Annotated in this window: 22 protein-coding genes; 11 read left to right on the top strand and 11 right to left on the bottom strand. The window is 71.6% G+C overall.

Going from position 1 to position 25,999, the window contains the following annotated elements:
- Positions 1 to 4 precede the first annotated feature (4 nt).
- A complete protein-coding gene (locus HD597_RS36375) occupies positions 5 to 2,422 on the bottom strand; it encodes a glycoside hydrolase family 95 protein (RefSeq protein WP_253748146.1) in 2,418 nt (805 codons plus the stop codon).
- Positions 2,423 to 2,459: 37 nt separating this feature from the next.
- On the opposite strand from HD597_RS36375, the gene HD597_RS36370 reads away from it, so the two are divergent.
- Positions 2,460 to 3,293 (top strand): amidohydrolase family protein, encoded by an 834-nt coding sequence (locus tag HD597_RS36370; protein WP_253748145.1) that lies wholly within the window; start codon positions 2,460 to 2,462, stop codon positions 3,291 to 3,293.
- Here HD597_RS36370 and HD597_RS36365 read toward each other — a convergent pair.
- The 6 genes from HD597_RS36365 to HD597_RS36340 are packed head-to-tail and all read right to left on the bottom strand — an operon-like array spanning position 3,282 to position 8,778.
- Positions 3,282 to 4,331, bottom strand: a complete 1,050-nt coding sequence (locus HD597_RS36365; RefSeq protein WP_253748144.1) for an aldose 1-epimerase family protein — start codon at positions 4,329 to 4,331, stop codon at positions 3,282 to 3,284. The two genes, HD597_RS36370 and HD597_RS36365, sit on opposite strands and share 12 nt — an antisense overlap.
- On the bottom strand, positions 4,328 to 5,032 hold the full coding sequence (locus HD597_RS36360; RefSeq protein ID WP_253748143.1) for an SDR family NAD(P)-dependent oxidoreductase: 705 nt from the start codon (positions 5,030 to 5,032) through the stop codon (positions 4,328 to 4,330). Before HD597_RS36360 ends, HD597_RS36365 begins: the two co-directional genes overlap by 4 nt.
- Entirely contained in the window at positions 5,029 to 6,102 is a 1,074-nt protein-coding gene (locus HD597_RS36355) for a type 2 periplasmic-binding domain-containing protein (RefSeq protein WP_253748142.1), read from the bottom strand. The genes HD597_RS36360 and HD597_RS36355 overlap by 4 nt, the downstream gene beginning before the upstream one ends.
- Positions 6,090 to 7,280 (bottom strand): CaiB/BaiF CoA transferase family protein, encoded by a 1,191-nt coding sequence (locus HD597_RS36350; protein WP_253748141.1) that lies wholly within the window; start codon positions 7,278 to 7,280, stop codon positions 6,090 to 6,092. Before HD597_RS36350 ends, HD597_RS36355 begins: the two co-directional genes overlap by 13 nt.
- 1 nt (position 7,281) lies before the next feature.
- On the bottom strand, positions 7,282 to 8,046 hold the full coding sequence (locus HD597_RS36345; protein ID WP_253748140.1) for an enoyl-CoA hydratase/isomerase family protein: 765 nt from the start codon (positions 8,044 to 8,046) through the stop codon (positions 7,282 to 7,284).
- Between the two features lie 15 nt (positions 8,047 to 8,061).
- Positions 8,062 to 8,778: a FadR/GntR family transcriptional regulator gene (locus HD597_RS36340; protein WP_253748139.1), complete on the bottom strand. Its 717-nt coding sequence runs from the start codon at positions 8,776 to 8,778 to the stop codon at positions 8,062 to 8,064.
- 112 nt (positions 8,779 to 8,890) lie between these two features.
- Between HD597_RS36340 and HD597_RS36335 the strand changes: the two genes are divergently transcribed.
- The 8 genes from HD597_RS36335 to HD597_RS36300 all read left to right on the top strand — a co-directional run bounded on the left by HD597_RS36335 (position 8,891) and on the right by HD597_RS36300 (position 18,850).
- Positions 8,891 to 9,592: a FadR/GntR family transcriptional regulator gene (locus tag HD597_RS36335; protein WP_253748138.1), complete on the top strand. Its 702-nt coding sequence runs from the start codon at positions 8,891 to 8,893 to the stop codon at positions 9,590 to 9,592.
- Positions 9,589 to 10,242, top strand: a complete 654-nt coding sequence (locus tag HD597_RS36330) for an aspartate/glutamate racemase family protein (protein ID WP_253748137.1) — start codon at positions 9,589 to 9,591, stop codon at positions 10,240 to 10,242. Before HD597_RS36335 ends, HD597_RS36330 begins: the two co-directional genes overlap by 4 nt.
- A complete protein-coding gene (locus HD597_RS36325) occupies positions 10,235 to 11,482 on the top strand; it encodes a RuBisCO large subunit C-terminal-like domain-containing protein (RefSeq protein ID WP_253748136.1) in 1,248 nt (415 codons plus the stop codon). The genes HD597_RS36330 and HD597_RS36325 overlap by 8 nt, the downstream gene beginning before the upstream one ends.
- Positions 11,483 to 11,534: 52 nt before the next feature.
- Positions 11,535 to 12,881 (top strand): four-carbon acid sugar kinase family protein, encoded by a 1,347-nt coding sequence (locus HD597_RS66125; protein ID WP_253748134.1) that lies wholly within the window; start codon positions 11,535 to 11,537, stop codon positions 12,879 to 12,881.
- Between the two features lie 366 nt (positions 12,882 to 13,247).
- Complete coding sequence (locus HD597_RS36315; RefSeq protein ID WP_253748132.1) at positions 13,248 to 14,225, top strand: ABC transporter permease; 978 nt, start codon at positions 13,248 to 13,250, stop codon at positions 14,223 to 14,225.
- A gap of 1 nt (position 14,226) precedes the next feature.
- Positions 14,227 to 15,069, top strand: coding sequence for an ABC transporter permease (locus HD597_RS36310; protein ID WP_253748130.1), 843 nt, complete (start codon positions 14,227 to 14,229; stop codon positions 15,067 to 15,069).
- A complete protein-coding gene (locus tag HD597_RS36305) occupies positions 15,066 to 17,138 on the top strand; it encodes an ABC transporter ATP-binding protein (protein ID WP_253748128.1) in 2,073 nt (690 codons plus the stop codon). The genes HD597_RS36310 and HD597_RS36305 overlap by 4 nt, the downstream gene beginning before the upstream one ends.
- Positions 17,135 to 18,850 (top strand): ABC transporter family substrate-binding protein, encoded by a 1,716-nt coding sequence (locus tag HD597_RS36300; RefSeq protein ID WP_253748126.1) that lies wholly within the window; start codon positions 17,135 to 17,137, stop codon positions 18,848 to 18,850. The genes HD597_RS36305 and HD597_RS36300 overlap by 4 nt, the downstream gene beginning before the upstream one ends.
- Positions 18,851 to 18,913: 63 nt before the next feature.
- Here HD597_RS36300 and HD597_RS36295 read toward each other — a convergent pair whose 3' ends face one another.
- Both HD597_RS36295 and HD597_RS36290 read right to left on the bottom strand, forming a co-directional pair.
- Positions 18,914 to 19,789, bottom strand: a complete 876-nt coding sequence (locus HD597_RS36295) for an NAD(P)H-binding protein (protein WP_253748124.1) — start codon at positions 19,787 to 19,789, stop codon at positions 18,914 to 18,916.
- Positions 19,786 to 20,811, bottom strand: a complete 1,026-nt coding sequence (locus tag HD597_RS36290) for a saccharopine dehydrogenase NADP-binding domain-containing protein (RefSeq protein ID WP_253748122.1) — start codon at positions 20,809 to 20,811, stop codon at positions 19,786 to 19,788. The genes HD597_RS36295 and HD597_RS36290 overlap by 4 nt, the downstream gene beginning before the upstream one ends.
- Before the next feature lie 82 nt (positions 20,812 to 20,893).
- On the opposite strand from HD597_RS36290, the gene HD597_RS36285 reads away from it, so the two are divergent.
- A complete protein-coding gene (locus tag HD597_RS36285; protein WP_253748120.1) occupies positions 20,894 to 21,493 on the top strand; it encodes a TetR/AcrR family transcriptional regulator in 600 nt (199 codons plus the stop codon).
- A 219-nt stretch (positions 21,494 to 21,712) separates the two neighbouring features.
- Here the strand turns inward: HD597_RS36285 and HD597_RS36280 are convergent, their stop codons facing one another.
- Entirely contained in the window at positions 21,713 to 22,687 is a 975-nt protein-coding gene (locus HD597_RS36280; protein ID WP_253748118.1) for a pectate lyase family protein, read from the bottom strand.
- Positions 22,688 to 22,931: 244 nt separating this feature from the next.
- On the opposite strand from HD597_RS36280, the gene HD597_RS36275 reads away from it, so the two are divergent.
- The gene (locus tag HD597_RS36275; RefSeq protein WP_253748116.1) at positions 22,932 to 25,379 is read left to right on the top strand and encodes a glycoside hydrolase family 3 N-terminal domain-containing protein; all 2,448 of its coding nucleotides are present in this window, start codon (positions 22,932 to 22,934) and stop codon (positions 25,377 to 25,379) included.
- Positions 25,380 to 25,430: 51 nt separating this feature from the next.
- Here the strand turns inward: HD597_RS36275 and HD597_RS36270 are convergent, their stop codons facing one another.
- Positions 25,431 to 25,952, bottom strand: a complete 522-nt coding sequence (locus HD597_RS36270) for a snapalysin family zinc-dependent metalloprotease (protein ID WP_253748114.1) — start codon at positions 25,950 to 25,952, stop codon at positions 25,431 to 25,433.
- Between the last annotated feature and the right edge of the window lie 47 nt (positions 25,953 to 25,999).

Here is a 25,999-nt window from a genome sequence, read left to right as displayed (position 1 = left end):
CACGTCAGGTGGACGGCGCGACGTCGTAGACCGCCCCCTTCCGCGTGTCGAGGACGACCACGCCCGCCTCCGGCCGCTCCACCCTGACCGCCCGCCCGCGTTCCGTGACGGTGACGGGCACGGCCGTGCGGAGGGTCAGCCTGCGCCCCAGCCGGGACCGCACGCGCCCGCGCCGCAGCGCCCCCGCGGCCCACTCCACGTCCACCTCGAACCCGCCGCGAGCCAGCAGCCCCCGGTACGACCCGGCGGGCCAGGCGGCGGGCAGGGTGGGCAGCAGGTGCACCTGGTCCCCGTGGCTCTGCAGCAGCATCTCGGTGATGCCCGAGGTGCCGCCGAAGTTGCCGTCGATCTGGAACGGCGGGTGCAGGTCGAACATGTTCGGCGCCGTCCGCGCGGGCACCAGCAGGTTGCTCAGCCGCTTGTAGGCCTCGACGGAGTCCAGCAGCCGCGCCCAGAAGTTGATCTTCCAGGCCAGCGACCACCCGGCCCCCGCCTCGCCCCGCAGCTCCAGCGTCCGCCGTGCCGCCGAGGCCAGCTCGGGCGAGAGCCGGGGGTCGATCTGGTGGCTGGGGAACAGACCCCACAGGTGGGAGATGTGCCGGCTGCGCGACAGCGCCGCGTCGCCCCGGTAGTCCTCCTGCCACTCCTGGATCTGCCCGAGATGCCCCACCTGGTTGGGCACCAGCCGCGAGCGGGCCGCCGCGGCCTCGGCCCGCATGCCCTCCTCGACGCCGAGCACCTGTGACGCCTCCTCGAAGGCGGTGAACAGGTCCCGCAGGATCTGCATGTCCATGGTGGGCCCGGCGCAGATGGAGACGTTCTCGCCGTTGTCCTCGTGGTGGCCGACCTCGGGGGAGTGCGACGGGTTGGTGACCAGGTAGCCGGTGCGGGGGTCGGTCTGCAGGGTGGCCAGGAAGTACTCCACCGAGCCCTTGATCAGCGGGAAGTGCTCGCGCAGCCGCCGCTCGTCCCCGGTGTACTGGTAGTGCTCCCAGAGCGTCAGGCACAACCACGCCCCGCCGGTCGGCCACACCCCGTAGAAGGCGAAGTCCACGGGGGCGGTGCCGCGCCAGCCGTCGGTGTTGTGATGGGCGACCCAGCCGGGCGCCCCGTAGGTGTCCCTGGCCGTGCGGGCGCCGGTCTCCGACAGGTCCTTGATCAGGTCGAAGAGCGGGTCCATGCACTCGATGAGGTTGCCGGGCGCGGCGGGCCAGTAGTTCATCTGGCAGTTGATGTTGATGGTGTACTTCGACTGCCACGCCGGTTCTAGCGAGTCGTTCCAGACGCCCTGGAGGTTGGCGGCGTAGCCGGGGGCGCGCGAGCAGGAGATCAGCAGGTAACGGCCGTACTGGAAGTACAGGGTGGCGAGCTGCGGGTCGGTGTCGAGCTGCTTGCGCTGGATGCGCTCGTCCGTGGGCAGCGCCGCCGCCTCCGAGGTGCCCAGGTCGATCGAGACCCGGCCGAACAGCCGCTGGTAGTCCTGTACGTGCCTGCGCCTCAGCACCTCGTACGGCCGCTCGGCCGCCTTCGTCAGATGCCGGCCCGCGACCTGCGCCGGGTCGCCGCCGACATCCTGGTAGCTGCGGTAGCTGCTGCCCATGGAGATCAGCAGCGTGACCTCGTCCGCGCCCTCGACGATCAGCGTGCCGCCGTCCACGCGCACGGTGCCGCCCTTGGCCTCGGCCCTGGCCAGGGCCTGGAAACGCACCTCTCCTGCCATGCCCTCGGTCTGGCCGCTGACGCCGTTCAGCGCGATCGTGGCCCGCCCGGCGCCGGCCGAGCCGGACTGCTGCGGGCTGGAGAAGGCCGCCGTGAACGAGATCGAGCCGGGCTGGTCCGCGGTGTGCCGCAGCACGATGACCTGGTCGGGGTTGCTGGCGAAGACCTCGCGCTCGTGCCGCACGCCGTCGCGGGTGAACCGCACGGTGGTGACGGCGTCGGTCAGGTCGAGCTCGCGCCGGTAGCCGGTGAACTCGGCCGAGCCGGGATAGGTCAGCGTGAGGTCGCCGAGCACCTGGTACCACGCCTGTTCGCTGGGCGTGCCGAGCAGCTTCTCGTCCGCCAGGTTCTGGGCGGCCTGCCACTTGTCCTCCCAGACCAGCCGCCTGATCTCCGGCAGCGCCTCCAGCGCGCCCGGGTTGTCGTAGTTGTGTGGCCCGCCGGCCCAGATGCTGTCCTCGTTGAGCTGCAGCCGCTCGGTGGCCACGCCGCCGAACACCATCGCGCCCAGCCGCCCGCAGCCGACCGGCAGCGCCTCCAGCCAGACCTCGGCCGGGCGGGTGTACCAGAGGGTCAGCGGCGCGGCCTGCTCGTCGTCAGCCCATGCCGGGAGGGCGTCGGCACCGCTCACGATCAAGGAACCGGCCGCCGCGCCTAACCCGGTGGCGAGCACTCCGCGCCGCGTGTATCCGTTGCTGGTCACTGTTGATCACTCCTGTCGCATACATAGGATGTCTGTCGTGAATCGCATCGATGCCCACCATCACGTCTGGGACCTGTCCGCCCGCTCCCACGCTTGGCTCGACTCCGCCAAGATGGCCCCGGTACGTCGCACGTTCACCCTCGATGACCTCGCAGAGCACGCTGCCGCCAACGGTGTGGGCGCAACCGTGCTGGTGCAGGTGCTGCCCGATCTCGACGAGACCAGAGACTTCCTGACGCTGGCCGCCGAGTCAAGACTTGTGTCGGGAGTCGTCGGATGGATCGACCTGACCGAGCCCGGCGTCTCCGACACGCTGGCCGCCCTGCCGGAGGGGCTGGTGGGCGTGCGCCACGGCGTGCAGTCCGAGGCCGACCCCGCCTGGCTCAACCGGCCCGACGTGCGCCGGGGGCTGGCCGCCGTGGCGGAGGCGGGGCTGGCCTACGACCTGCTGACGCTGCCCCACCAGCTCCAGGCCGCCATCGACACGGTGAGCGCGCTGCCGGAGCTGACGTTCGTGCTCGACCACCTGTCCAAGCCGCCGATCGCCTCGGGGGAGCTGGAGCCGTGGCGCGGCCGGATCCAGGAGCTGGCCGCGCGGCCCAACGTCTTCTGCAAGCTGTCGGGGATGGTCACCGAGGCCGACTGGGGTTCGTGGCGCACGTCCGACCTGCGGCCGTACGCCGGGACGGTGCTGGAGGCGTTCGGCCCCGAGCGGGTCATGTTCGGCTCCGACTGGCCGGTGTGCCTGCTCGCGGCCGGGTACGACCAGGTCGTTTCGGCCGCGGACGAGCTGTGCGCCGGGTTGTCGGAGGGTGAGCGGGGGGAGGTGTTCGCCGGGACGGCGCGGCGGGCGTACAGGCTAGGAGGCTGATTCCACCCGGAACGTCGTGTGGTAGCTGCGCGACTCCTGCGGCCCGAGCCAGATCATGCTGCCGTCCTGCCGGGCCGCGGCGTCGCCGGACACGTGGTGGGTGGAGGGCTCCAGGCCGACCGCGTAGTTGCCCGAGCGCAGGTTCAGCCACTCGAAGAAGTGCGGGAACTCCTCCGCCCGCCACTCCACGGCCACCCGCATGCCCAGGCGGTCGTTGACCACGGCCACCCGGTGCAGCCCGTCGGGCCGGGGGACGAGCGCGTGCTCGTACACCTGCTCCACGAACCCCGGCACCGGGCCGGGGAAGGTGATGTGGTCGGCCTTCTGCTCGGCCACGCTGTCGCTCTGCCACAGCGTCTCCCGGATGTCGGCCTCCAACCTGGCGCCCTCGTCGAGCAGCGGCCAGCCCAGATTGATGTGGTAGAGGTACATGTGCGGCGTCGGCTCGAACCCGGCGTTCGTCACCGTGTCGATCAGCCTGATCTCGTCGCCGCCCAGGTCGGCCTCGATCCGCCGCACCAGCCGCAGGTTCTCGGCGAAGACCGCCGCCTGCCGTACCTCGCCCTCGGCCCACAGCACGCACCGCTCGCCGTCCCACCGCTCGCCGTAGCCGGTCAGCCTGGCGGGCAGGTTGCCGGCGCGGCCGTGCAGGCCGTGCCGTACGGACTCGCGCGGCGGATACCGGTAGGCGTCCGCCGGCACGTCACCGCCGAACAGCGTGTGGTCCAGCCCGGCCGTCACGATCAGCCCGGAGAACGAGCGCAGCCACGACAGCCCGTCCTCGTCGTCGTTCTCGTGCAGCCCCGGATGCCGGAAGCCGGTGGGGGAGCGCCAGCCGAACGCGCGCCCGGCGTGCTCGGCGTGCCCGATGTCCATGCACCGGTCGACCAGCACCTCGAACGCCAGCCCTGAGCCGGTCCTGAACTCCAGCGCCCTGATCCCGCGCTCCACGCCGTCGCCCAGCGTGACCAGGCGGACCCCGCCGGCCGCGCTCAGGTCACCCGTCAGCTCGGCCAGCCGCCTGCGGTCCGGCATCATGCCATCACCCACCCTCCGTTGACTTCGATGCACTGGCCCGTGACGAACGAGGCGTCCGGGCCGGTCAGGAACGACACCACGCCGGCCAGCTCGTCCGGCGTGCCGCGCCGCTGCAGCGCCTGCCGCTCCAGCACCATCCGGTTGTACGCCTCCAGGTCCTCGTGGATCTCCTCGGCGGCCGTCGGGAACGCGCCCGGTGAGACGCAGTTGACCCGGATCTCCCTCGGGCCCAGCTCGCGGGCCAGCGCCCTGGTGAGGGCCGCCGCCGCGCCCTTGGTGGACACGTACGCGGCCAGGTCCGACCAGCCGCCGTGCATGGTGATCGAGGCGACGTTGACGATCGCCCCGCCGCCCAGCTCCGCCATCTGGCGGGCCGCGTGCTGCGCGCACAGCCAGTAGGCGCGCTGGTTGACCGCGATCACGTGGTCGTACTCGTCCAGCGGCACCTCGAGGAACGGCCGGGCCGGGTAGACGGCGGCGTTGTTGACCAGGACGCCGACCGGGCCGAGCCGCGCGGCCGTCTCCTCGAACGCGGCCTCGATCGCCGCCGGGTCGCGCAGGTCGGTCTTGAGGTTGAGCGCGCCTTCCAGCCCGCCCGCCTCCACGTCGAGTGCCGCCACCTGATGGCCGTCGGCGGCCAGGCGGCGCACGATCGCGCGGCCGAGCGCCCCGGCGGCGCCTGTGACGAGCGCCGTGGTCATGGTGTCCTCCATTCCTCGTGCAGGGTCTTGAGCAGGTCGCGGGCGGGCGTCGCGGCGAGCAGGCCCTCGCGGATCAGCGCGGACGACCGCTCCTGCAAGGCGATGTAGCCGGGGAAGCGCGGCCTGATCCAGGCGGCCTCCATGGTGGCGAGGGTGTCGCGGTAGAAGGCGGGCGGGCCCACGGTCGCGCCGGGTGCCCGCCGGCCGGGCCCGCCCGTCCACACCGACCGCGCGGCCGGCTGCCCGCCGGTCGCCGGAAAGAGCGTGCCCTGCACCGGCTCCGACGTCAGCCGCAGCAGGTGCGCGCGCACCGCGTCGCATATCTCCCCGATGCGCCGCCGGGAGACGACCAGCCCGGTGCCGCCGAGCACGCTGCCCGGCTTGCGGCCCGGCCAGGCGGGCGCGTCGCTGAAGGTCAGCGGATAGGTGACGTAGCCGTACAGCAGCGGGCAGAAGTCCACCTCGCCCGCCGCCATCGCGTCCAGCACCCCGATCGGGTTGCGCAGCGACAGCGCGGGGTCCGCGAGCGCGAGCAGCCCGGCCATCAGCTCTAGCGCGCGCTCCCCGGCCTCCTCGTCGAGGAAGTCCCCGCACGTCACCGCGCAGAACATGAGGAACGCGTGCGGCCCGCCCAGGCACAGCGCCATCCGCCCGGACCGCGCCGCCTCGACCACCCCGGGCCACGATCCGGGCACCACCACACCGGGACGGGCGGCGGCGACCTGCGTGGCGGCGTCCAGCGGCAGCGCCCACTGCCGCCCGTCCAGGTGGTAACTCTCGTAGGAGCGCCCGGCGAACCGCAGCCCGGCCAGCTCCTCCGCGGTGAACAGCTCCTCCATCGGCACCAGCGCGCCCGTCGCCGCGCCCAGCCCAGGGTGATCGATCACCATCACGTCGTACGTCCGGCACAGCTTCGCGATCGGCTCCGACTCGAAGCCTTCGAGGGGCTGCCGGTCCCACTCGATCGGCTCAGGGACGTCCCCGTACGGGTTCGCCCCCGCGAGGTCGAGCCGCGTGAGCTCGTCCAGCGGCGCGTACCCGCGCGGATGGTCCCAGGTCAGTCCTCGCATGCCAGCACGCCCTCCGCCGCCAGCTCGGCGGTGCGCTCCGCGGAGTAGCCCAGCTCCGCCAGCAGCTCCGCGGTGTGCTCGCCGACCAGCGGCGCGCCCCTGCGCACCCCGGGCGGGGTGGCGCTGAAGCGGTAGGGGAAGCCGGGCGTGGTGACCGTGCCCTCGGTGCGGTGCTCGTAGGTGACGAACGAGCCGTTGTGCTCGACCTGCGGATCCTTCACCAGGTCCGCGTAGCCGTAGACCGGCCCCGCCCACAGGTCGTGGCGGGCCAGGATCTCCAGCCACTCGTCCGTCGTGCGCTCGGGCAGGCGGCCGGCCACCAGGGCGGTGATCTCGTCGCGCCGGGTGTGGCCGTCGGCGTCGCCGTCCATCTCGGCCAGCGCCGGCAGGTCCAGCGCCACGGCCAGGCCGTCCAGGCGGGGCATGCCGAGCGCGATGAAGCCGTCCTTGGTGGCGAAGACGCCGTACGGGGCGCGGATGTAGGTGTGGCCGTGCGGCTCGCGCCCGCGCCGCTGCGGCACCTTGCCGACCGTGAAGATCGACAGCTCCTGCATCTGCACGGCGACGGCCGCGTCGAGCATGTTCACGCTCACCCGCTGGCCCTCGCCGGTGCGCTCGCGGTGCAGCAGCGCGGCCAGCGCGCCCTCGAACGCGCTGTAGGCGGTGATGGCGTCGATCGCGTAGGAGCCGGCGGGCGCGGGCGGGTCGCCCTCGCGGCCGGTGCTCAGCATGGCGCCGCTCATGGCCTGCAGCAGCAGGTCCTGGCCCGGGCGGGAGATGTAGGGGCCGGTCTCGCCGTAGCCGGACATCGAGACGTACACGATGGACGGGTTCAGCCCGCTGATCGTGTCGTAGTCCATGCCGAGCCGCTCGGCCACGCCGGGCCGGTAGTTCTGCAGGAACACGTCGGCCGTCGCCGCCAGCCGGTGCACGATCTCGCGGCCCTCGCCGGACTTGAGGTTCACGGCGAGGCTGCGCTTGTTGCGGTTCAGCGACAGGAACGAGGCGTTGACCCGGTTGCCGTTGGCGCCGCCCGCCGGGGCGTGCCGCTGCCACTCGCCGGTGACCGGCTCCACCTTGACCACGTCGGCGCCCAGGTCGCCCAGCCGCATGGCGGCCAGCGGGCCCGCCATCGCGATGGACAGGTCCACGACGCGGTAGCCGTCGAGCACTCCCATGTCAGCGCCCCTCGAAGACGGGCTCGCGGCGCTCGGCGAAGGCGGCCCTGCCCTCGGCCGCGTCGGCGGTGGCGAAGCAGACGGTCTGCAGGTCGCGCTCGTACTGGATGGCCTGGTCGAGCGGCATCGAGTAGGCGGCCTTCAGGTTGGCCTTGGCGGTCTGGGCGGCGATCGGCGGGCGCTTGGCGATGGTGTGCGCCAGCGTCCTGGCCGCCTTCAGCAGCTCGTCCCGCGGATGGACGTCGGTGACCAGCCCCCACGCCTGGGCGCGGGCGGCGTCGATCGGGTCGCCGGTGAGCAGCATCGTGGCCGCGTTGCCCGGGCCGACGGCGTGGGCCAGCAGCGCCGACTGGCCGCTGCCGCCGATCCAGCCCAGCTTGATCTCCGGGGCCGCGAACGTCGCCGTCTCGGCGGCCAGCCGGATGTCGCAGGCCATGGCAAGCTCCAGGCCGCCGCCGTAGGCGTAGCCGTTGACGGCCGCGATGATCGGCTTGCGCAGGGCGCGGACGGCGTCGCCGTAGTCGCCGCGGTTGCGGAACTCCCACGGGGTGGCGTACTCGTCGAGCTCGCGGATGTCGCTGCCGACGCAGAACGAGCGCTCGCCCGCGCCGGTCAGCACGGCCACGCGGAGGTCGGGGTCGGCGTCCACCCGGGTCAGGCAGGCACGCAGCGCGGCGGCCATGTCGGGGGTGATCGCGTTCAGCTTGGCGGGTCTGTTGAGGGTGACGACGGCCACGGGGCCGTCGACCTCGAGGAGGACGTCCAAGGGGAGCCTTTCCAGCTAACAGCAGAGACGTACGTGCTGCTCGGCGTCGGCGCGGGCCACCTCGACCACCGTGCGCATGGCCTCCTCGGCCTTGCGGTGGTGCCGGCGCCTGATCGCCTGGGCCACGCGTTCGTGGCCCGGCAGCGTTTCCTTGTTGTGCGCCACCGAGCGGGTGTGCACCTGGCGCACGGACCGCAGGGCGATGCTGATCATGTCGTAGACGTAGAGCAGCAGGTCGTTGTCGGCGGCGGCGAAGATCGCCTGGTGGAAGGCCAGGTCGGCCTCGATGAACGGCTCGGGGTCGTCGGCCGTGGCGTACAGCGCGGCCATGGCCTCGTCGATGCGCCGCACGGCCGCCGCGTCGGCCCGCTCGGCGGCCACCCTGGCCGCCCCGGGCTCCAGCGCGACCCGCAGGTCGGCCAGCACCCTGATGTCCTCAGGCCGGGGCTCGGGCTCGAAGCGCCAGCTCAGCACGTCGGCGTCGAGCAGGTTCCAGGACTCGCGGGGGCGCACGATCGTGCCCGCGCTCCTCCTGGTCTCCAGCAGGCCCTTGCCGGCCAGCACCTTGACGCCCTCCCGCACCGCGGAGCGGCCCACGCCGAGCTCGCCGACGAGCTCCTCCTCGATGGGGATGGACGTGCCGGGGGCCAGCGAGCCGCCGACGATGCGGGCGCCGAGGGCGTGCACGACCTGGACGTTCCTGGCCGAGTCCCTCTGGGGATCAGTTGCCACGGCTCCGCACGCTATCCCGCGCGCGCCCGTTTTCATAGACTTTCATCAGATGAAGTTAGTTTTTCATCTGATGAAGTGACATTGAAGCATTTTGGTCGTACCATTCACCAGAATGGTACGACCAATCGAGGTGATCGCCGTCGACCCCGTCTCCGACGCGCTGTCCGGGCTGATCAGGGAGCTCGGCGAGGGCGCCAGGCTGCCTCCCGAGCGCGAGCTGGCCGAACGCCTCGGCGTCAGCCGCACCGCGCTGCGCGACCGCCTGCGGCTGCTCGACGCGTTCGGCGTGCTGAGCAGGCGCCAGGGCTCCGGCACGTACGTCCAGCGGCTCGACCCCCAGGGGCTGGAGACCGCGCTCGACCTCGCCCTGTCAGCCAGCCACCTGACCATCGAGTCCCTGCACTCCGTACGCGTCGCGCTCGAACGCCAGGCCGCCAGGGAGGCCGCCCGCAGGGGCGACCCGGTCGCCATCGCCCACGTCGGCAAGGCCCTGGCCGAGATGGAGGCCGCCGCGGACGCCGAGGGCATCGACCGCGCCGACTTCGCCTTCCACCAGGCGCTGCTGCATGCCACGGGCAACCCCGCGCTCACCTTCTTCGCCGACGCGATGACCGGCGTGCTCTTCCGCGCCGTACGCCAGCGCCGCGACCGGCTCAAGACCCACCCCCGCGACAAGGAGGTGTCGGTGGCCGCCCACCGGCCCCTGTACGAGGCACTGCTCGCCGGCGACGCGGACGCCGCCGGGCAGGCCAGCGACGACCACTTCCAGGTCTGGCACGACCTGTTCACCCACCCCCGGATGGAGCGGCCTTGACGGCAACCCTCGGACTCGTCCACACCTCGGCCACGCTGGTGCCGGTGTTCGCCGAGCTGTGCGCGCGACACCTGCCCGGCGTCGAGACGTTCAACATCGTCGACGACAGCCTGATCAAGAACACCATCGCCGCCGGCCGCCTCACCCCCGGGACGGCCCGCCGCGTCGCCGGCCACATCGGCTCGGCGGAGGCCGCCGGCGCCTCCCACATCCTCGTCACCTGCTCCTCCATCGGCCCGGCCGTGGAGGCGTCCGAGCCGCTGACCGGCGTGCCCGTGCTCCGCGTGGACCGGCCGATGGCCGACCGCGCCGTCGCGCTCGGCCGCCGCGTCGGCGTGCTCGCCACCCTGTCCACCACCCTGGAACCCACCGCCGACCTCGTACGGCGCCGCGCCCTCGCCGCCGGGGCCGAGATCTCGCTGGAGGCGCGGCTGTGCGAGGGCGCGTTCGAGGCGCTGATGAGCGGCGACGCCGCCGCCCACGACACCCGCGTGGCCGAGGCGCTGAGCGAGCTGGGCGGGCAGGTGGACGTGGTCGTGCTGGCCCAGGCGTCGATGGCGCGGGTGGCCGGGACGGTCGCGGTGCCCGTTCCCGTCCTGGCCAGCCCGCCCCTGGCCATGGAGCACCTGGCGAAGGAGCTGCATGCGTGAGCTGACCGTGGCCACGTACCAGGTGGTGACCCGCCTCCCCCTGGAGCAGGCCGTGAGCGCCATCGCGGGCGAGCAGAGCACCGGGACGTTCGTCAGCGTCGCCGGCGAGACCGACGACCTACGGGCCCGGCACAGCGCGGTCGTGCTCGACATGACCGAGATCCCCGCCCCGATCACCGAGGCCCTGCCCGGCGCGCGCGGAGACAAGCCGCTGCACGCCGCCCTCGTCCGCATCGGCTTCCCGCTGGACAACACCGGCCCTTCCCTGACGAACCTCTTCCCCGTGGTCGCGGGCAACCTCTACGAGCTGCGCGAGCTGGCCGGGCTCAAGCTGGTGGACCTGGAGCTGCCCGCCGCGTTCGGGCGGGCGTACCTGCCGGCGGGGTTCGCCGTGGAGGGCACCCGGCGGCTCGTCGGGCGGCCCTCCGGGGTGCTGATCGGCACCATCGTCAAGCCCAACGTCGGCCTGCGCCCGTCCGACTACGTGGACCTGGTGCTGGAGCTGGGGCTGGCCGGAGCCGACTTCATCAAGGACGACGAGGTGAACGCCGACTGCCCGCCCGCGCCGCTGCCGCAGCGCGTCCGGGCCGTGACGGGGGCGCTCGACGAGGTGGAGCGGCGTACGGGGCGGCGGCCGATGTACGCCTTCAACATCAGCGACGAGCCCGACCGCATGCTGCGCAACCACGACCTGGTCGTGGCCGTCGGCGGGACCTGCGTCATGGTCAACCTCAACGTCGTCGGCTTCCCCGCCGTGGCCATGCTGCGCCGGCACGCCAGGGTGCCCATCCACGCGCACGTCACCGGCATCGGAGCGCTGGCCAGGCACGCGGGGCTGGGGATCGGGCACGCCGCCTACCAGAAGCTGGCCCGGCTCACCGGGATCGACCACCTGCACTGCGGGGGCTTCCACAGCAAGTTCTACGTCACCGACGACGACGTGGCGGCGATGGTGGCGGCCGTGCGCACGCCGCTGCTCGGCGGCTTCGACTGCCTGCCGGTGCTGTCGTCGGCGCAGTGGGCGGGGACCGCGCCGGTCACCCTGGAGCGCACGGGGACGGACGACCTGCTGGTGCTGGCCGGCGGGGGAGTGCTCGGCCACCCGGACGGGCCGGCGGCCGGGATCACGAGCATCCGCCAGGCGTGGGCGGCGACGGTGGCGGGCGTGCCGCTGTCCGAGGTGGACTCGCCGGAGCTGCTCAGGGCGCTGGAGCACTTCGGCGGGGCGGTGCCACGGTGAGGGCCGCGTCCGGGAGGGGCGGGGCCTCGGGGCGTGGCGCGGTGGTGCCGTCGTGACGCTCGTCGCCTTCGTGGCCGACGACTTCACCGGCGCGACGGACGCGCTGTGGCAGTTCCGGCGGTTCGGGCTGAGCGGGTCGCTCGTCACGGACGTCGCCCACCTGCACGACCGGGACGACGTCATCGGCGTCGCCACCACCGCGCGGGCGTCGGCCGATCCGGTGGCGTCGGCGCTGCCCGCCCTCAGGGCCGTGGCGGCGCTCGGGCCGCTGGCCGTGCAGTACAAGATCTGCTCGACGTTCGACTCCTCGCCCTCGCACGGCAGCATCGGCGCGGTCGTCGCCGCGCTGCACCGCGAGGGGCTGGCTCGCGGCGCGGTGCCGGTGCTGGCCGCGCAGCCGGAGTTCGGGCGCTACACGTGGTTCGCCAACCACTTCGTCCGGGCGGGGGAGGAGGTGGTCAGGCTCGACCGCCACCCGCCTGCCCGCGACCATCCGGTCACCCCGGCGACCGAGGCCGATCTGCGGGTGCGGCTGGCCGAGCAGGGGGCGGGCCGTACGGGGTGGCTGCCCGCGGGGGCGTCGCGGGAGGCGTACCGGGCGCGGGGCGGCGACGCGGCCTTCGTCGCGGACGCCCTCACCGAGGAGCACCTGCGTGCCCTCGGCGCCCTCATGATCGCCGACGCGCGGCGCCCGGGCCCTCTGTACTGCGTGGGCTCGGGCGGCCTCAGCTACGCCCTCGCCTCGGCCCTGGCCCCCGACCGCCCCTCACCCGCGGATCGCCCTTCGCCGCGCGACCGCCTCTCGCCCGCCGATCGACCTTCGCCGTGCGACGGCCTCTCGCCCGCGGATGCCCCTTCGCCGCGCGACCGCCTCGCGCCCGCGGGCCTTGTGTCGCCGGACGCGGGCGGCGTGGTGCTCGGGGCGGCCGCGCCGGTGCTGGTGGTGTCCGGGAGCCGGTCGCCGGTCACCGCCCGGCAGATCGACGCGGCCGAGCGTGCCGGATGGGCGGTGCTGGACGCCGGCGGGCCCGACGCGATCGCGCACGCCGAGGCGAGCCTGCGCCAGGGCCGGCACACCATCGTGCAGACCACGCGCGGGCCGTCCCGCGACCCGGCGGGCGTCGGCGAGCTGCTCGGCCGGGTGGCCGCCGCGGCGGTGCGGGCAGGGCTGGCGCGGCGGCTGGTGGTGGCGGGCGGCGACACCTCCGGCCAGGTCGTGTCGGCGCTCGGGGCCCGCGCCCTGGACGTGGTCGGCACGCTGGCGGTCGGCGGCCCCGTGTGCGTGCTGGCGTCGGACGACCCCGCCTGCGACGGGCTGCAGGTGGCGCTCAAGGGCGGCCAGGTGGGCGGCGAGGACTTCTTCCTGAGCGCCGCCTCGGGGATCGGGCCGGCCCGGTGAGATCATCCGGCCCCGCGTAACGGTAACCCGAGCGGATATGATATAGAGGCTTTGTCCGCTCGGCGATTTATGTTCGGATTCTGTGACACAGGGCCTTATGGGCCGGTCTTGCGGAGTCACCGGTAAGCAGTATTTCCGCAGGTCGGCAGCAGCCTTGAGGCCCCTGAGCTGGCTTGTCGATCTATTGTAGGTGACCTTACCGTTATATATCGCCGTTTCTAGCTGTTATATTTTTGCTTATATTCTGCGCCCTGATCGCCATCCCGACATCGCGTTGACATTTCACGATGCGAGATGGGTTTTCGTTGCGGGGGGTGCCTCTCCGTCAAGGAAGGTTGTGCCCCCGGTCAGCGCGAACGGAGAGTGATGGGCAAGTACCTGCTCCGCAGGTTGGCAATAAACGTGATATTGGTCGCCATCGCGGCCAGTCTGGCGTACATCCTCGCGGCCTCCACCATGAGCCCGCGCGGCGCGTACGAGGGGCGCCAGCCCCCGGTGGCCGAGGAGGTCATCGACGCCACACTTGATGCCTACAACCTGAACGACAAGACCCCGGTGCTGGAGCGCTACGCGACCTGGGCCAAGGGTGTCGTCACCGGAGACTTCGGCAGGACCTGGAACGGCGGCTCGGTCAACGACGAGATGGGCCGCCGGATCATGGTCAGCGCTCGCCTGCTGCTCATCGGCACGCTCCTCGGCTTCGCCGTGGGTGTGGCGCTGGGCGCGTTCTCGGCGGTGAAGCAGTACAAGCTCAGTGACCGGTTAATAGGTGTCACCTCCTTCGTGATCATGGCGATTCCCGTGTTCGTGCTCGCCACGCTGCTGGCGATCGGCACGTACAACCTGAACAGGGGGCTCGGGTTCACGCTGATCGAGTACACCGGCGAGTACAACCCGCAGTTGTCGGGCTGGGACCAGTTCCTCAACCGGCTGAACCACCTCATCCTGCCGACGATCTCGCTCAGCCTCGGCTCCATCGCCTTCTACAGCCGGATCCAGCGCAACATGATGCTCGACGTGCTGAACCAGGACTTCGTGCGGACCGCGATCGCCAAGGGCCTGCCACGCAGGAAGGCGCTGATCAAGCACGCGCTGCGGACCGCGCTGATCCCGTCGGCCACCTACTTCGCGTTCGCGTTCGGGACGATGTTCACGGGCGCCACGTTCACCGAGAAGATCTTCGCCTGGCACGGCATGGGCGCCTGGCTGGTCGACTCGATCAACCAGAACGACGTCAACTCCGTCGCCGCCGTGACGTTCTTCGCCGCCGTGTGCGTGCTGGCCGCGTCGTTCCTGTCGGACCTGCTGGTGGCGGCCCTCGATCCTCGGGTGCGGGTGAGCTGAGATGCGATCGAAAGTCGTCTTCAAGCGCCTGCTGGCCAACAAGCAGGCCCGTTACGGGTTCCTCGCGCTGATCCTGCTGGTGGCGCTGGCCTACATCGGCCCCTTCTTCGGCCCGTACGACTGGACCGAGAAGGACTTCATGGCCTTCCTGTCCGCCCCCGGCCCCGACCACTGGTGGGGAACCACCTCCATCGGCGCCGACATGTACGCGGTGACGCTGCGCGGCATGCAGAAGTCGATCATCATCGGCCTGCTGGTGGCGCTGATCTCCACCGGCCTGGCCGCGATCGTGGGCGCCTTCGCCGGCTACTTCGGCGGCTGGATCGACAAGATGCTCATGTGGGGCGTCGACCTGCTGCTCGTCCTGCCGAGCTTCCTCATCATCGCCATCGTCTCGCCCCGGCTCAGGGAAGGCGCGTCGTGGTTGTGGTTCGTGGCGCTGCTGGCCGCGTTCTCCTGGATGATCACCTCCCGGGTGGTCCGGAGCATGACGCTGTCGCTGCGCGAGCGGGAGTACGTGCTGGCCGCGGTCTACATGGGCATCCCGCGCTGGAAGATCATCTTCCGGCACATCGTGCCCAACCTGTCCTCCTTGCTGATCATCGACGCCACGCTCAACGTCAGCGGCGCGATCATCGGTGAGGCGGCGCTGTCCTTCTTCGGCTTCGGCATCCAGCCGCCGGACGTCTCGCTCGGCACGCTGATCGCGGAGGGCTCCCGCAACGCCACCGGCTACCCGTGGCTGTTCGCCTTCCCCGCAGGTCTCCTGGTCGCGCTGGTGCTCAGCGTGAACCTGATCGGCGACGGCCTGCGTGACGCACTCGACCCGGGGAGCAACTCGTGAGCATCCTGGAGGTCAAGGACCTCACCGTCACCTTCCCGGGCGGCATCCAGGCCGTGCGCGGCGTCAGCTACGAGGTCGAGCGCGGCGAGGTGCTCGGCATCGTGGGCGAGTCCGGCTCGGGCAAGTCCGTCACCTCGCTCGCCGTCATGGGGCTGCTGCCACGCAACGCCCAGGTCAGCGGCTCGGTCAGGCTGCACGGCCAAGAGCTGCTCGGCATGAAGGAAGACGACCTGGTCAAGGTGCGCGGCAAGGCCATCAGCATGATCTTCCAGGATCCGCTGTCGGCCTTCACGCCCGTCTACACGATCGGCGAGCAGATCGCCGAGGCCGTCCGCATCCACCAGAAGATCGGCAAGGACAAGGCGGCCAGGCGCGCCGTCGAGCTGCTCGACCTCGTCGGCATCCCGAACCCGAATCTGCGGGCCAAGTCGTTCCCGCACGAGTTCTCCGGCGGCATGCGGCAGCGCGCCATGATCGCCATGGCCGTCGCCAACGACCCCGACCTGCTGATCTGTGACGAGCCGACCACCGCGCTCGACGTCACCATCCAGGCGCAGGTCCTGGAGGTGCTCAAGACCGCGCAGCGGGAGACGGGCGCGGGCATCGTGATGATCACCCACGACCTGGGCGTCATCGCCGGCATGGCCGACCGGGTGCTCGTCATGTACGCGGGCCGCCCGGTCGAGCAGGGGCCCGTGGACGACATCTACTACCGGCCGCGCATGCCGTACACGATGGGGCTGCTCGCCTCGATCCCCAGGATCGACGGCGAGGAGGGGCCGCTCGTGCCCATCGAGGGCAACCCGCCCTCGCCCGCCTCGCTGCCGCCCGGCTGCCCGTTCGCACCGCGCTGCCCGATGAAGGTGGACATGTGCGACGACGAGGAGCCGCCGCTGACGCCGTTCGGCGGCGGGCGTCACGTCGCCTGCATCCGCGCGCACGAGATCGAGCACAAGGGCCTGACCGGCGCCGACGTGTTCCCGGTGCCGGTGATCCCGCCGAGCGACGTCGTACGCGTGCCGCGCGCCGAGCGCGCCACCGTGCTGGAGCTCGACGACATGAAGCGGCACTACCCGCTGATGAAGGGCGCGGTCTTCAAGCGCCGCGTCGGCACCGTGTTCGCCGTGGACGGCATCAGCTTCGACATCGCCGAGGGCGAGACGCTCGCCCTGGTCGGCGAGTCGGGATGCGGCAAGACCACCACGCTGCAGCAGATCATGCAGCTCGAGCCGCCGCAGGGCGGCCGGGTGGTGGTGCTCGGCAAGGACAGCGCCAAGCTGGACAAGGCCGCGCGCAAGGCGCTGCGCGGGGACCTGCAGATCGTCTTCCAGGACCCGATGGCCGCGCTCGACCCGCGCATGCCGATCGGCGACATCATCGCCGAGCCGCTGCGCGCGCACGGCAAGACGGGCGACGTGCGGGCCAAGGTCGCCGAGCTGCTGCAGCTCGTCGGGCTGGCCGCCGAGCACGCCGAGCGGTACCCGCAGCAGTTCTCCGGCGGTCAGCGTCAGCGCATCGGCATCGCCCGCGCGCTGGCCCTGGAGCCGAAGGTGCTGGTGCTGGACGAGCCGGTGTCCGCGCTCGACGTCTCCATCCAGGCAGGTGTGATCAACCTGCTGGAGGAGCTGAAGAACAGGCTCGGCCTGTCGTACCTGTTCGTGGCCCACGACCTGGCCGTGGTGCGGCACCTGGCCGACCGTGTGGCCGTCATGTACCTGGGCAGGATCGCCGAGATCGGGACGGTCGAGAACGTCTACGACCACCCGGCGCACCCCTACACGCAGGCGTTGCTGTCGGCGATCCCACTGCCCGACCCCGAGATGGAGCGCACCCGCAAGCGGATCCTGCTCGAGGGCGATCTGCCGAGCCCGGCGGATCCGCCGTCGGGGTGCCGGTTCCGTACTCGCTGCCCCAAGTTCGCCCGGCTCAGCGAGGCGGAGCGGCGGCGGTGTGTGGACGAGGAGCCCTCGGTTGCCCGGCTGGCGAACCGCGTCGACCACGGCGCCGCCTGCCATTACGCGGAGGAGATCGAGGTCATCACGGCCTCGGACAATCAGGAGGAAGAGTGAAGGTTCGTTACCGTGCGGCCGCTGGGCTGGCGGTCCTGGCCCTGGCCGCCTCGGCCTGCGGCGGAGGCGGCGGCTCCACCGACAACAGCCAGCCGAACGCCCAGCAGTCCCAGCAGGCGCAGCAGCAGATGGCGGAGACCCCGGCCATCAGCATCAACCCCGTCCCCTACGAGCAGGTCAAGGACGGCGGCACCCTCACCCTCAGCATCGGCCAGTGGCCGAGCCAGTGGAACCCGATCCACGTGGACGGCAACCAGCGGGACACGGCGGACATGCTCGACCCGGTCCTGCCGATCCTGATGAGGTCCGACCAGGAAGCGACCTTCACCCCGAACCCCGACTACCTGGCCGACATCAAGAACGACCTGTCGTCGGGCAAGCAGGTCGTCACCTACACGCTGAACGACAAGGCCGTGTGGTCCGACGGCACGCCGATCACGTGGAAGGACATCGAGGCCCAGTGGAAGGCCCAGAACGGCGAGAACAAGAAGTTCAAGCCGGCCTCCACCGAGGGCTGGGACCAGGTCGAGTCGGTCACCAAGGGTGACACCGACAAGGTCGCGATCCTCACCTTCAAGAAGCCGTACCCCGAGTGGAACAGCATGCTGTCCCGCTCGCCGCACCTGATGCCGGCCAAGTACATCACGGAGCCGGACGCCTTCGACAAGGACTACCTGCAGAAGATCCCGGTCACGTCCGGGCCCTTCAAGGTCGAGAGCATCGACGAGGGCACCAAGACGCTCACGCTCGTGCGTGACGACAAGTGGTGGGGCAAGAAGGCCAAGCTCGACAAGATCATCTTCCGTGCCATCGAGACGCCCGCCGCGCAGGTCAACGCCTTCGCCAACGGCGAGCTCGACATGGTGGAGATCCCGCCGGGCAGCCCGGCCGACCTCAAGAGGGCCAAGGAAGTCCCGAACGTGGACATCCGCAAGGCGCTCAGCCCGAACTGGCGGCACATCACGGTCAACAACCAGAGCGACTTCCTGAAGGACAAGTCGGTCCGGCAGGCCGTGCAGTACGCGATCAACCGTGACGTGATCACGCAGTCGGACCTGAAGGACATGGACTGGCCGCTGCAGACGCTCGGCAACCACGTCTTCATGAACAACCACAAGGGCTACGTCGACAACTCCGGCGACCTTGGCAAGTACAACCTGGACAAGGCCAAGCAGCTCCTCGACGCCGCCGGCTGGAAGCAGGAAGGCGAGTACCGCAAGAAGGACGGCAAGGAGTTCGAGCTGAGCTTCGTCGTCCCGTCGGGCCTGCCGTACGCCAAGACCGAGGGCGAGCTCACCCAGGCCATGCTCAAGGAGGCCGGCGTCAAGGTGACGATCCGGCCGGTGCCCGATGACAAGTTCTTCACCGACTACATCATCAAGGGCGACTTCGACCTGGTGCCGTTCTCCTGGATCGGCGACCCGCAGCCGATCAGCAGCCTGCAGCAGATCTACAAGTCCGGCTCCGAGAGCAACTTCCCGAAGGCGAGCGACCCGGCCGTGGACGCCGCCATCGAGGACGCCGTGGGCGAGATGGACCCTGTCAAGGCGATCGAGAAGGCCAACGCCGCTGACAAGCTCGTCTGGGACATGGTGCACACCATCCCGCTGTACCAGCGCCCGGACATCCAGGCGGCCAAGAAGACCCTGGCCAACCTCGGCGCCAAGGGTTACTCCTTCTACGACTGGACGGCGGTCGGCTTCACCGGCTGATCCCCGCTGACTGACCGAGACCCCCGGCCCACCGGCCGGGGGTCTCGTCGTTCCGGGATCAGTTCACGGCGCGATGTTGTCATGAAAGGGGCGGTTCCAGCCGGCGGCGAACTCCCGCAGGGTCATGGGAGGCCGGCCGCCGTGCCGCTCGATGGTGTCGGTGACGCGGTAGAGCGGATGGTCGCCGGCGCCGATGGCGCGGAAGATCGCCCACAGGTGGGTGAGGTGCTCGACCGCGTACGGATCCCCGTACACGTCCATCGCCCCCGCCTCCCACTCCTCGGGCGGCAGGTCCGCGTACTCCACGCCGAGCGCCTGCGCCGCCTCCCCGGCGGTGGACATCTGCCCGGTCAGCAGGCACACCGGATCGGCCGGAGCCGGGTCCAGCAGCAGCCCCGCACCCACCGCGGCCACGTCGGCGGCCGCGATCAGCGGGATGCGCGTGGCGGGCGGGCCCAGCGGCAGCGCCAGCCGGCCGGCGGCGGCCGCGACGACGGCCAGGTTCTCGAAGAACACCGCCGCGCGCAGGTGCACCGCGCCCACCCCGGCCCAGTCGAAGACCTCCTCCGACAGCCAGTGCCGGCGCATGCGCGGCGTGCCGGCCTCGGGCTGGGCGTCGAGCTGCGACACCTCGACGACGCGCTCCACCCCCTCCTGCCTGGCGGCGGCGGCGAACGCGGCGGTCGCGTCCAGCAGGCCCGCCGTCACCGGATAGGTGAAGAACGCCCGCGTGACCCCGCGCATGGCGGGGCGGACCGCGGAGATCTCGCGCAGGTCGCCCACCACCACCTCCGCGCCGAGCTTGCGCAGCTCGGCGGCCCGCTCGTCGTCGGCGCGCACGAAGGCCCGCACCTCCTCGCCGCGCTCCAGCAGCAACTCCGTGACGAGCCGCCCGGTCGAGCCCTGCTGCCCGCCGGCCGCTCCGGTGACCAGAATCATCTCTCCTCCTGAAGGGTGAGCCTGAACAGGCCGAGGCGCTCCAGGTCGCGCAGGAACGGCTCGGCGGGGAACGCCTCGGCCGGGCCGAAGACGCCGGGCCCCGGGCCCCGGCCGCCGGCCAGCCGGACGGCGGCCTCGACCGACGCCAGCGCGCTCATCCGCCACAGGTCGTGCCCGCGCGCCTGGCCGGCCCGGTTGCCGTCCGGCGTGATCACCTGCGCGGCGACCGTGAAGTGGGAGCCCGCTCTGGTGGCAGCGTCCACGTGCTCGCTGGTGAACGCCTGCTCCTCCTCGAACGTGTGCGCCGTGAGCTGTGCCTCGACCTGCCGCGCCGCGACGTGCCTGGGCACCGTGACGACCTCGGGGAACGGCACGGGCGCGATCATCGTGCGCGGCCCCAGCGGCGGCGGGAACGGGAAGACGGCGTTGCGCGGCTCGACGTAGCCGACGTGCTCGGCGCCGTCGGTGTAGGTGATCCGCCGGGTGTCGGCGAACAGCAGCTCGGCGGTCTTCCTGGCCCCCGTGGTCAGGCGCCAGCCCGTCACCGAGTACGCGGTGATCACCCGGTCGACGCCCGTCATGCCGGCGGCCGCCGCGCCGGCGAGCAGGTCGCCGAGCCCGCCGTAGAAGCTCATGGCGGTGACCATGGTGATGCCCGCCTCGCGTGCGGGCCGCCCCATCGTGTCGAACATCCACTTCGTGTGATGCTGTTCCAGTGCGTGGTCCACGTAGTGGCAGCCGGCCTGCGCGGCGGCCGTGGCCAGGGCCCTGCCGGTGTCCGTGAAGGGGCCCGCGCAGTGGATCAGCACGTCCGCCGAGCCCGCCAGATCGCGCAGCGAGGCGGGCTCGTCGAGCGCGGCCTCGTGCACGAGGGCGCCGCTCAGCTCCTCGGACATGGCCTTGAGCGCGTTGCCGTCGCGGCCGGCCAGGATGACCTCCGCGCCCCGGTCGCGCAGGTCGGCCGCCACCAGGCGGCCGGTGTGCCCGGTCGCGCCGTAGACGGCGATGTGCGGTGGTGACATGAGTGCTCCTCGTTGGGATACTCGGAGTACGTAACTATGTTCGAAGTTACGTACTCCGAGTATGTAAGTCAATGGGAGCAGGATGATTCGCCGTACCCAGGCAGAGCGCTCGGACGAGACCACCGGGCGGCTGGTGGGCGCCGCGCGGGAGCGGTTCGGAGCCACCGGATACGCGCTGACCTCGATCGACGCCGTCGCCGCCGCGGCCGGGGTGACCAAGGGGGCCGCCTACCACCACTTCGGCGGCAAGGCGGAGCTGTTCCGCGCGGCCTTCGTGGCCGAGCTGGAGGCGGTGGACGCCAAGCTGCTGGGCATCGCCGCCGAGGAGGCCGAGGTGTGGGCCGCGTTGCGGCGGGGCTGCCGCACCTTCCTGGAGCACTGCCTGGACCCCGGGTTCCGGCAGATCGTGCTGCTGGACGCGCCGGCGGTGCTCGGGTGGGAGACCGTACGCGAGATCGAGCACGACCACATGCTGCGCATCCTGCGCGACGGGCTGCGCATGGCCGTGGCCGCCGGCCAGGCGCCGGACGGCGACCTGGACGCCCGCGCGCAGCTCGTCTTCGGCGCGCTGTGCGAGGGCGGCATGCTGCTGGCCAGGTCGAAGGAGCCGGCGGCCGACCTGCCGGGCATCGCCGCGGAGGCCGACCGCCTGCTGTCGGCGCTGGTCACGCCCCCGCGGTGAGTGCGCCGCCGGTCAGGCGCAGCGACCCGCCCGTGCCGGCCGAGGCGATGGACGGGGACGCGGAGACCGGGGCGGCGCCGTGGTGCGCGTCCGTCCACCAGACATGAGGTCCCCCGAGGCCGGTCGTGCTGCTTGGACCTCGGGGACGACAGAGGGCGCTCAGGCGGGTGACCGGGGCGACTTCAGCGGGGTTGATCAGATGCTGACCGCTTCATGCCCCTATCCGATCTTGCCGACGCCGGCGCCCGCCCGGACCGCTGACGGGACGGTCTGTGGCGCATCGAGCGTGTAGGCGTAGTACGTCCGGGGCTCGGTCACGGTGCCCGCCACCTCGGGGGTGCCGGAGTTGACGAAGACGTTGTTGCGCTGCACCGCCCTGCCGGGGCCGCTGTCGGCGTACCCGCCGGCCGAGTGGAGCGGGTGCGGCACGTTCTCGAAGTAGTTGCCCTCGACCACGGCCCCGGCGTTCTCGGTCGAGGCCACCCCGTACAGCTCGTTGCCCAGGAAGTAGTTGTTGTAGATGTGCACCGGCTCGCCGAAGCGGATGCGCGGGTGCCGCTGCCTGCTGTGGTCGAAGAAGTTGTGGTGGATCGTCACCTTGAGGTGGCCGATGTCGGTGCCGCCCGCGCCGTCGGAGTGGCTGATCAGCATCGACTTGTCGGAGTGGTCGAAGTGGTTCCAGGAGACGGTGACGTAGTCGGCGCCCCGCACGACGTCCACCGAGCCGTCCACCGCGCCGGAGAAGGTGTTGTGGTCGATCCAGATGTGGTGGGAGTTCTGGCCGATGTTGACCGCGTCGTCCTCGGCGTCGGTGAACCGGAGGTTGCGCACGATCACGTTGTACGACCGGTAGAAGTCCAGGCCGCCGCCGGTGATGTGGCCCGAGGCGCCGACGCCGACGATGGTCTTGTTCGGGCGGACGCCCTGCTTGCTGGTGATCGCAATGGTGCCGGGGACCTGGATGATCAGGGGTTCGAGGCTGTCGATGTACTCCAGGAACTGGTCGGCGTTCGTGGCGGTGACGGTCCTGCCGTCGGCGCCGCCCGTGGTGCCGTTCTGGCCGAGCGCGTTGACGGCGGCGAAGCCGGCAGGGGTGTCCGCCGCAGCCTGGGCTTCCGTGGCGGCCGGTGGCAGCAGGAGGATCGCCGCGAGGACGGCGGCCAGGAGCGAGGGGCGTGACGCGGTCAAGGGCATGGTGCTCTCCGGTGGACGTCGGTCGAGGTCGGAAAGCGCTTTCCTGTGTGTATTATCGGCACCGCCTCACAGGCGGTAAAGCGGCGATGAAAGTTTCACCGGATCGCGCCCCGTTTTCCCTGGTGCCCGGGGATCGGCGGGGCGCCGGTCGCCGCGGCCCCGGGAAACTCGGCAGATGTGACCTAGAGTGCGTTTGGGAGCGCTCCCAAAACCACCCTTCGAGCCGAGCGCGGAGCAGCGTGCCATGAGCAACCCGAGCAGAAGATGGACGAGCAGGGCCGCCGCGCTGGTGCTCGTCGCCGCGAGCCTGGTGACGGCGCCGCCCGCGGCGGCCGTCGCGGCCTTCCCCTACCAGGATCCCACCCTCCCCGTCGCCACCCGCGTCACCGACCTCATGTCCCGGATGTCGCTGGATGAGAAGCTCGGCCAGATGACCCAGGCCGAGCGCGGCTCGGTCAGCGAGGCGGACGTCACCACGTACCGGCTCGGCTCGGTGCTGTCGGGCGGCGGCTCCGCGCCCTCCCCGAACACGGCGACGGGCTGGGCCGACATGTACGACAGGTACCAGAACGCCGCCCTGGCCACGCCCCTCGGCATTCCCATGATCTATGGCGTGGACGCCGTGCACGGGCACAACAACGTGCACGGCGCCACGATCTTCCCGCACAACATCGGCCTCGGCGCCACCCGTGACCCCGCCCTCGTCGAGCGGATCGGCCGGGCCGTGGCCGAGGAGGTGTCCGGCACCGGCATCGACTGGAACTTCGCGCCCTGCCTGTGCGTGGCCCGCAACGACCGGTGGGGCCGCACGTACGAGTCGTTCGGCGAGACCCCCGACCTGCCCTCCTCGATGGCGTCGATGATCACCGGCCTGCAGGGCGGCACGCTGAACGGCCCCGCCTCCGTGCTGGCCACCGCCAAGCACTACGTCGGCGACGGCGGCACGACGAACGGCACCGACCAGGGCAACACACAGCTCACCGAGGCCGAACTGCGGGCGATCCACCTGCCGCCGTTCGAGGCGGCCGTGGAGCGCGGGGTCGGCTCGGTGATGATCTCCTTCAGCAGCTGGAACGGCGCCAAGCTGCACGGCCACCAGTACCTGATCACCACGGTCCTCAAGGGCGAGCTGGGCTTCGACGGGTTCGTGGTCTCCGACTGGAACGGCGTCGACCAGATCGACGGCGCTCCCGGAACCTCCGCGCAGGACGTGCGCACCGCCGTGAACGCCGGCATCGACATGGTCATGGTGCCCGTCGAGTGGCGGCGCTTCATCGACCTGCTGCGGGCCGAGGTGCAGGCCGGGCGGGTCACCACGGCGCGCGTGGACGACGCCGTACGCCGCGTCCTGACCAAGAAGTTCGAGCTGGGGCTGTTCGAGCAGCCGCGCACGGACCGGTCGTACACCTCCACCGTGGGCAGCGCGGCGCACCGGGCGCTGGCCCGCGAGGCGGTCGCCAAGTCGCAGGTCGTGCTGAAGAACGCGGGCGGGGTGCTGCCGCTCGCCAGGACCGGCGGCAAGCTCTTCGTGGCCGGCAAGAGCGCGGACGACATCGGCAACCAGAGCGGCGGCTGGACGATCTCCTGGCAGGGCTCGTCGGGCAACATCACGACCGGCACCACCATCCTTCAGGGCATCAGGAACACCGTGGGCTCCGGCACCACCGTCACCTACAGCCGCGACGGCAGCGGCATCGACGGCAGCTACCGGGCCGCCATCGCCGTCGTCGGCGAGACCCCGTACGCCGAGACCCAGGGCGACCGCCCCGGCGGCCTCGGCCTGGACACCGCCGACCTGAACACCATCAACACCCTGCGCGCCTCCGGCGTCCCGGTCGTCGTGGTGCTCGTCTCCGGCCGTCCCATGGACGTCGCCTCCCAGCTGTCCGGCTGGAACGCGCTGGTGGCCGCCTGGCTGCCGGGCACCGAGGGGCAGGGCGTGGCCGACGTGCTGTTCGGCGCCGCGCAGCCCGCGGGGAAGCTGCCGATGACCTGGATGAGCAGCGCCTCCCAGCAGCCGATCAACGCGGGTGACGGCAAGGCGCCGCTGTTCGCGCAGGGGTTCGGCCTGACGTACGAGCCGTCCGGCGAGGACGACACCAGCCCGCCCACCGCGCCGGGCACGCCCGCCGCCTCCGCCGTCACCTCCACCTCGGCCACCCTGACCTGGCCGGCCGCCACCGACGACGTGGGCGTGACCGGGTACGACGTCGTCCGCTTACAGGGCACGGCCGAGACGGTGGCGACCACCTCCACCACCGCCTCCGCCTCGCTCACCGGCCTGACCGCGAACACCTCCTACACGTTCGCCGTCTACGCCAGGGACGCGGCCGGCAACCGCTCGCCGCGCTCGGGCACGGTCACGCTGACCACCACGGGCGGCACGGGCGGTGGTTGCACGGCGGCCCCGTCCACGCAGAGCCAGTGGAGCACCGGGTACGTCATCCAGGTCACGGTGACCAACACCGGCACGGCGCCCCGCAACGGCTGGACCGTCACCTTCACCCTGCCCGCCGGCCACGCGATCAGCGGCGGCTGGAACGGCACGTTCACCACGTCCGGCCGGACGGTCACGGTCCGCGACGTGGGGCACAACGGCTCGCTGGGCCCGGGCGCGAGCACGTCGTTCGGCTTCCAGGGCACCCGCCCGAACGGCGACACCTCCCTGCCGTCCGGATACACCTGCGCCTGAGCGCGGCCCCGGCCGGTGGTGCGAGCCCCGCACCACCGGCCGGCCGGCCTCTTACCGTTCCTCGTACAGCCGCCCGAACTCCACCTGCGGCGTGCCACCGGCGAAGTTCCGGTCCACCGCGGCTCGCTCGGCGGCGCTGGGCGTCGCGTTCCTGCAGCTCACGGGCGCGCTGGAGCCCGACATCAGATCGCTGCAGAGCCCGGTGCGCCGGTCGGGCAGTCCGAGGATGTGCCCGATCTCGTGGGTGGCGATCCGCAGCGGGTAGTAGCCCTGGTTGACGGCCTGCCGGCCCATCCAGATCGTGCCCCGGCCCAGGCTGGTGGGCAGGGCCCGGGGCCAGCCGTTGTCGGCGTACACGACGAAGTGGGCGGGCGTGCCGCGGACGAGCCGGACGTTCACCACGTTGGCGTTCCAGACCTGGGCCGCCTGGTCGATCGTGGCGCTGAACTCGGCGGCCCGGCCGGCGTCGTACCTGAGCACCGTGACCAGGGCGGTGGCTTGAGCGGGCGCGTTGACCAGCAGGAACGCCAGGCTGAGGACGACGGAGAGCATGATGCGGAGAGGTCTTGACACGGGGCCTCCTCCAGGAGTTGGGGGTGTTGTGACGGTATGCGCACCCC

It is taken from the genome of Nonomuraea thailandensis (assembly GCF_024172165.1).
GTDB lineage: Bacteria > Actinomycetota > Actinomycetes > Streptosporangiales > Streptosporangiaceae > Nonomuraea > Nonomuraea thailandensis.
This window is presented reverse-complemented; position numbering and strand designations above follow the sequence as displayed.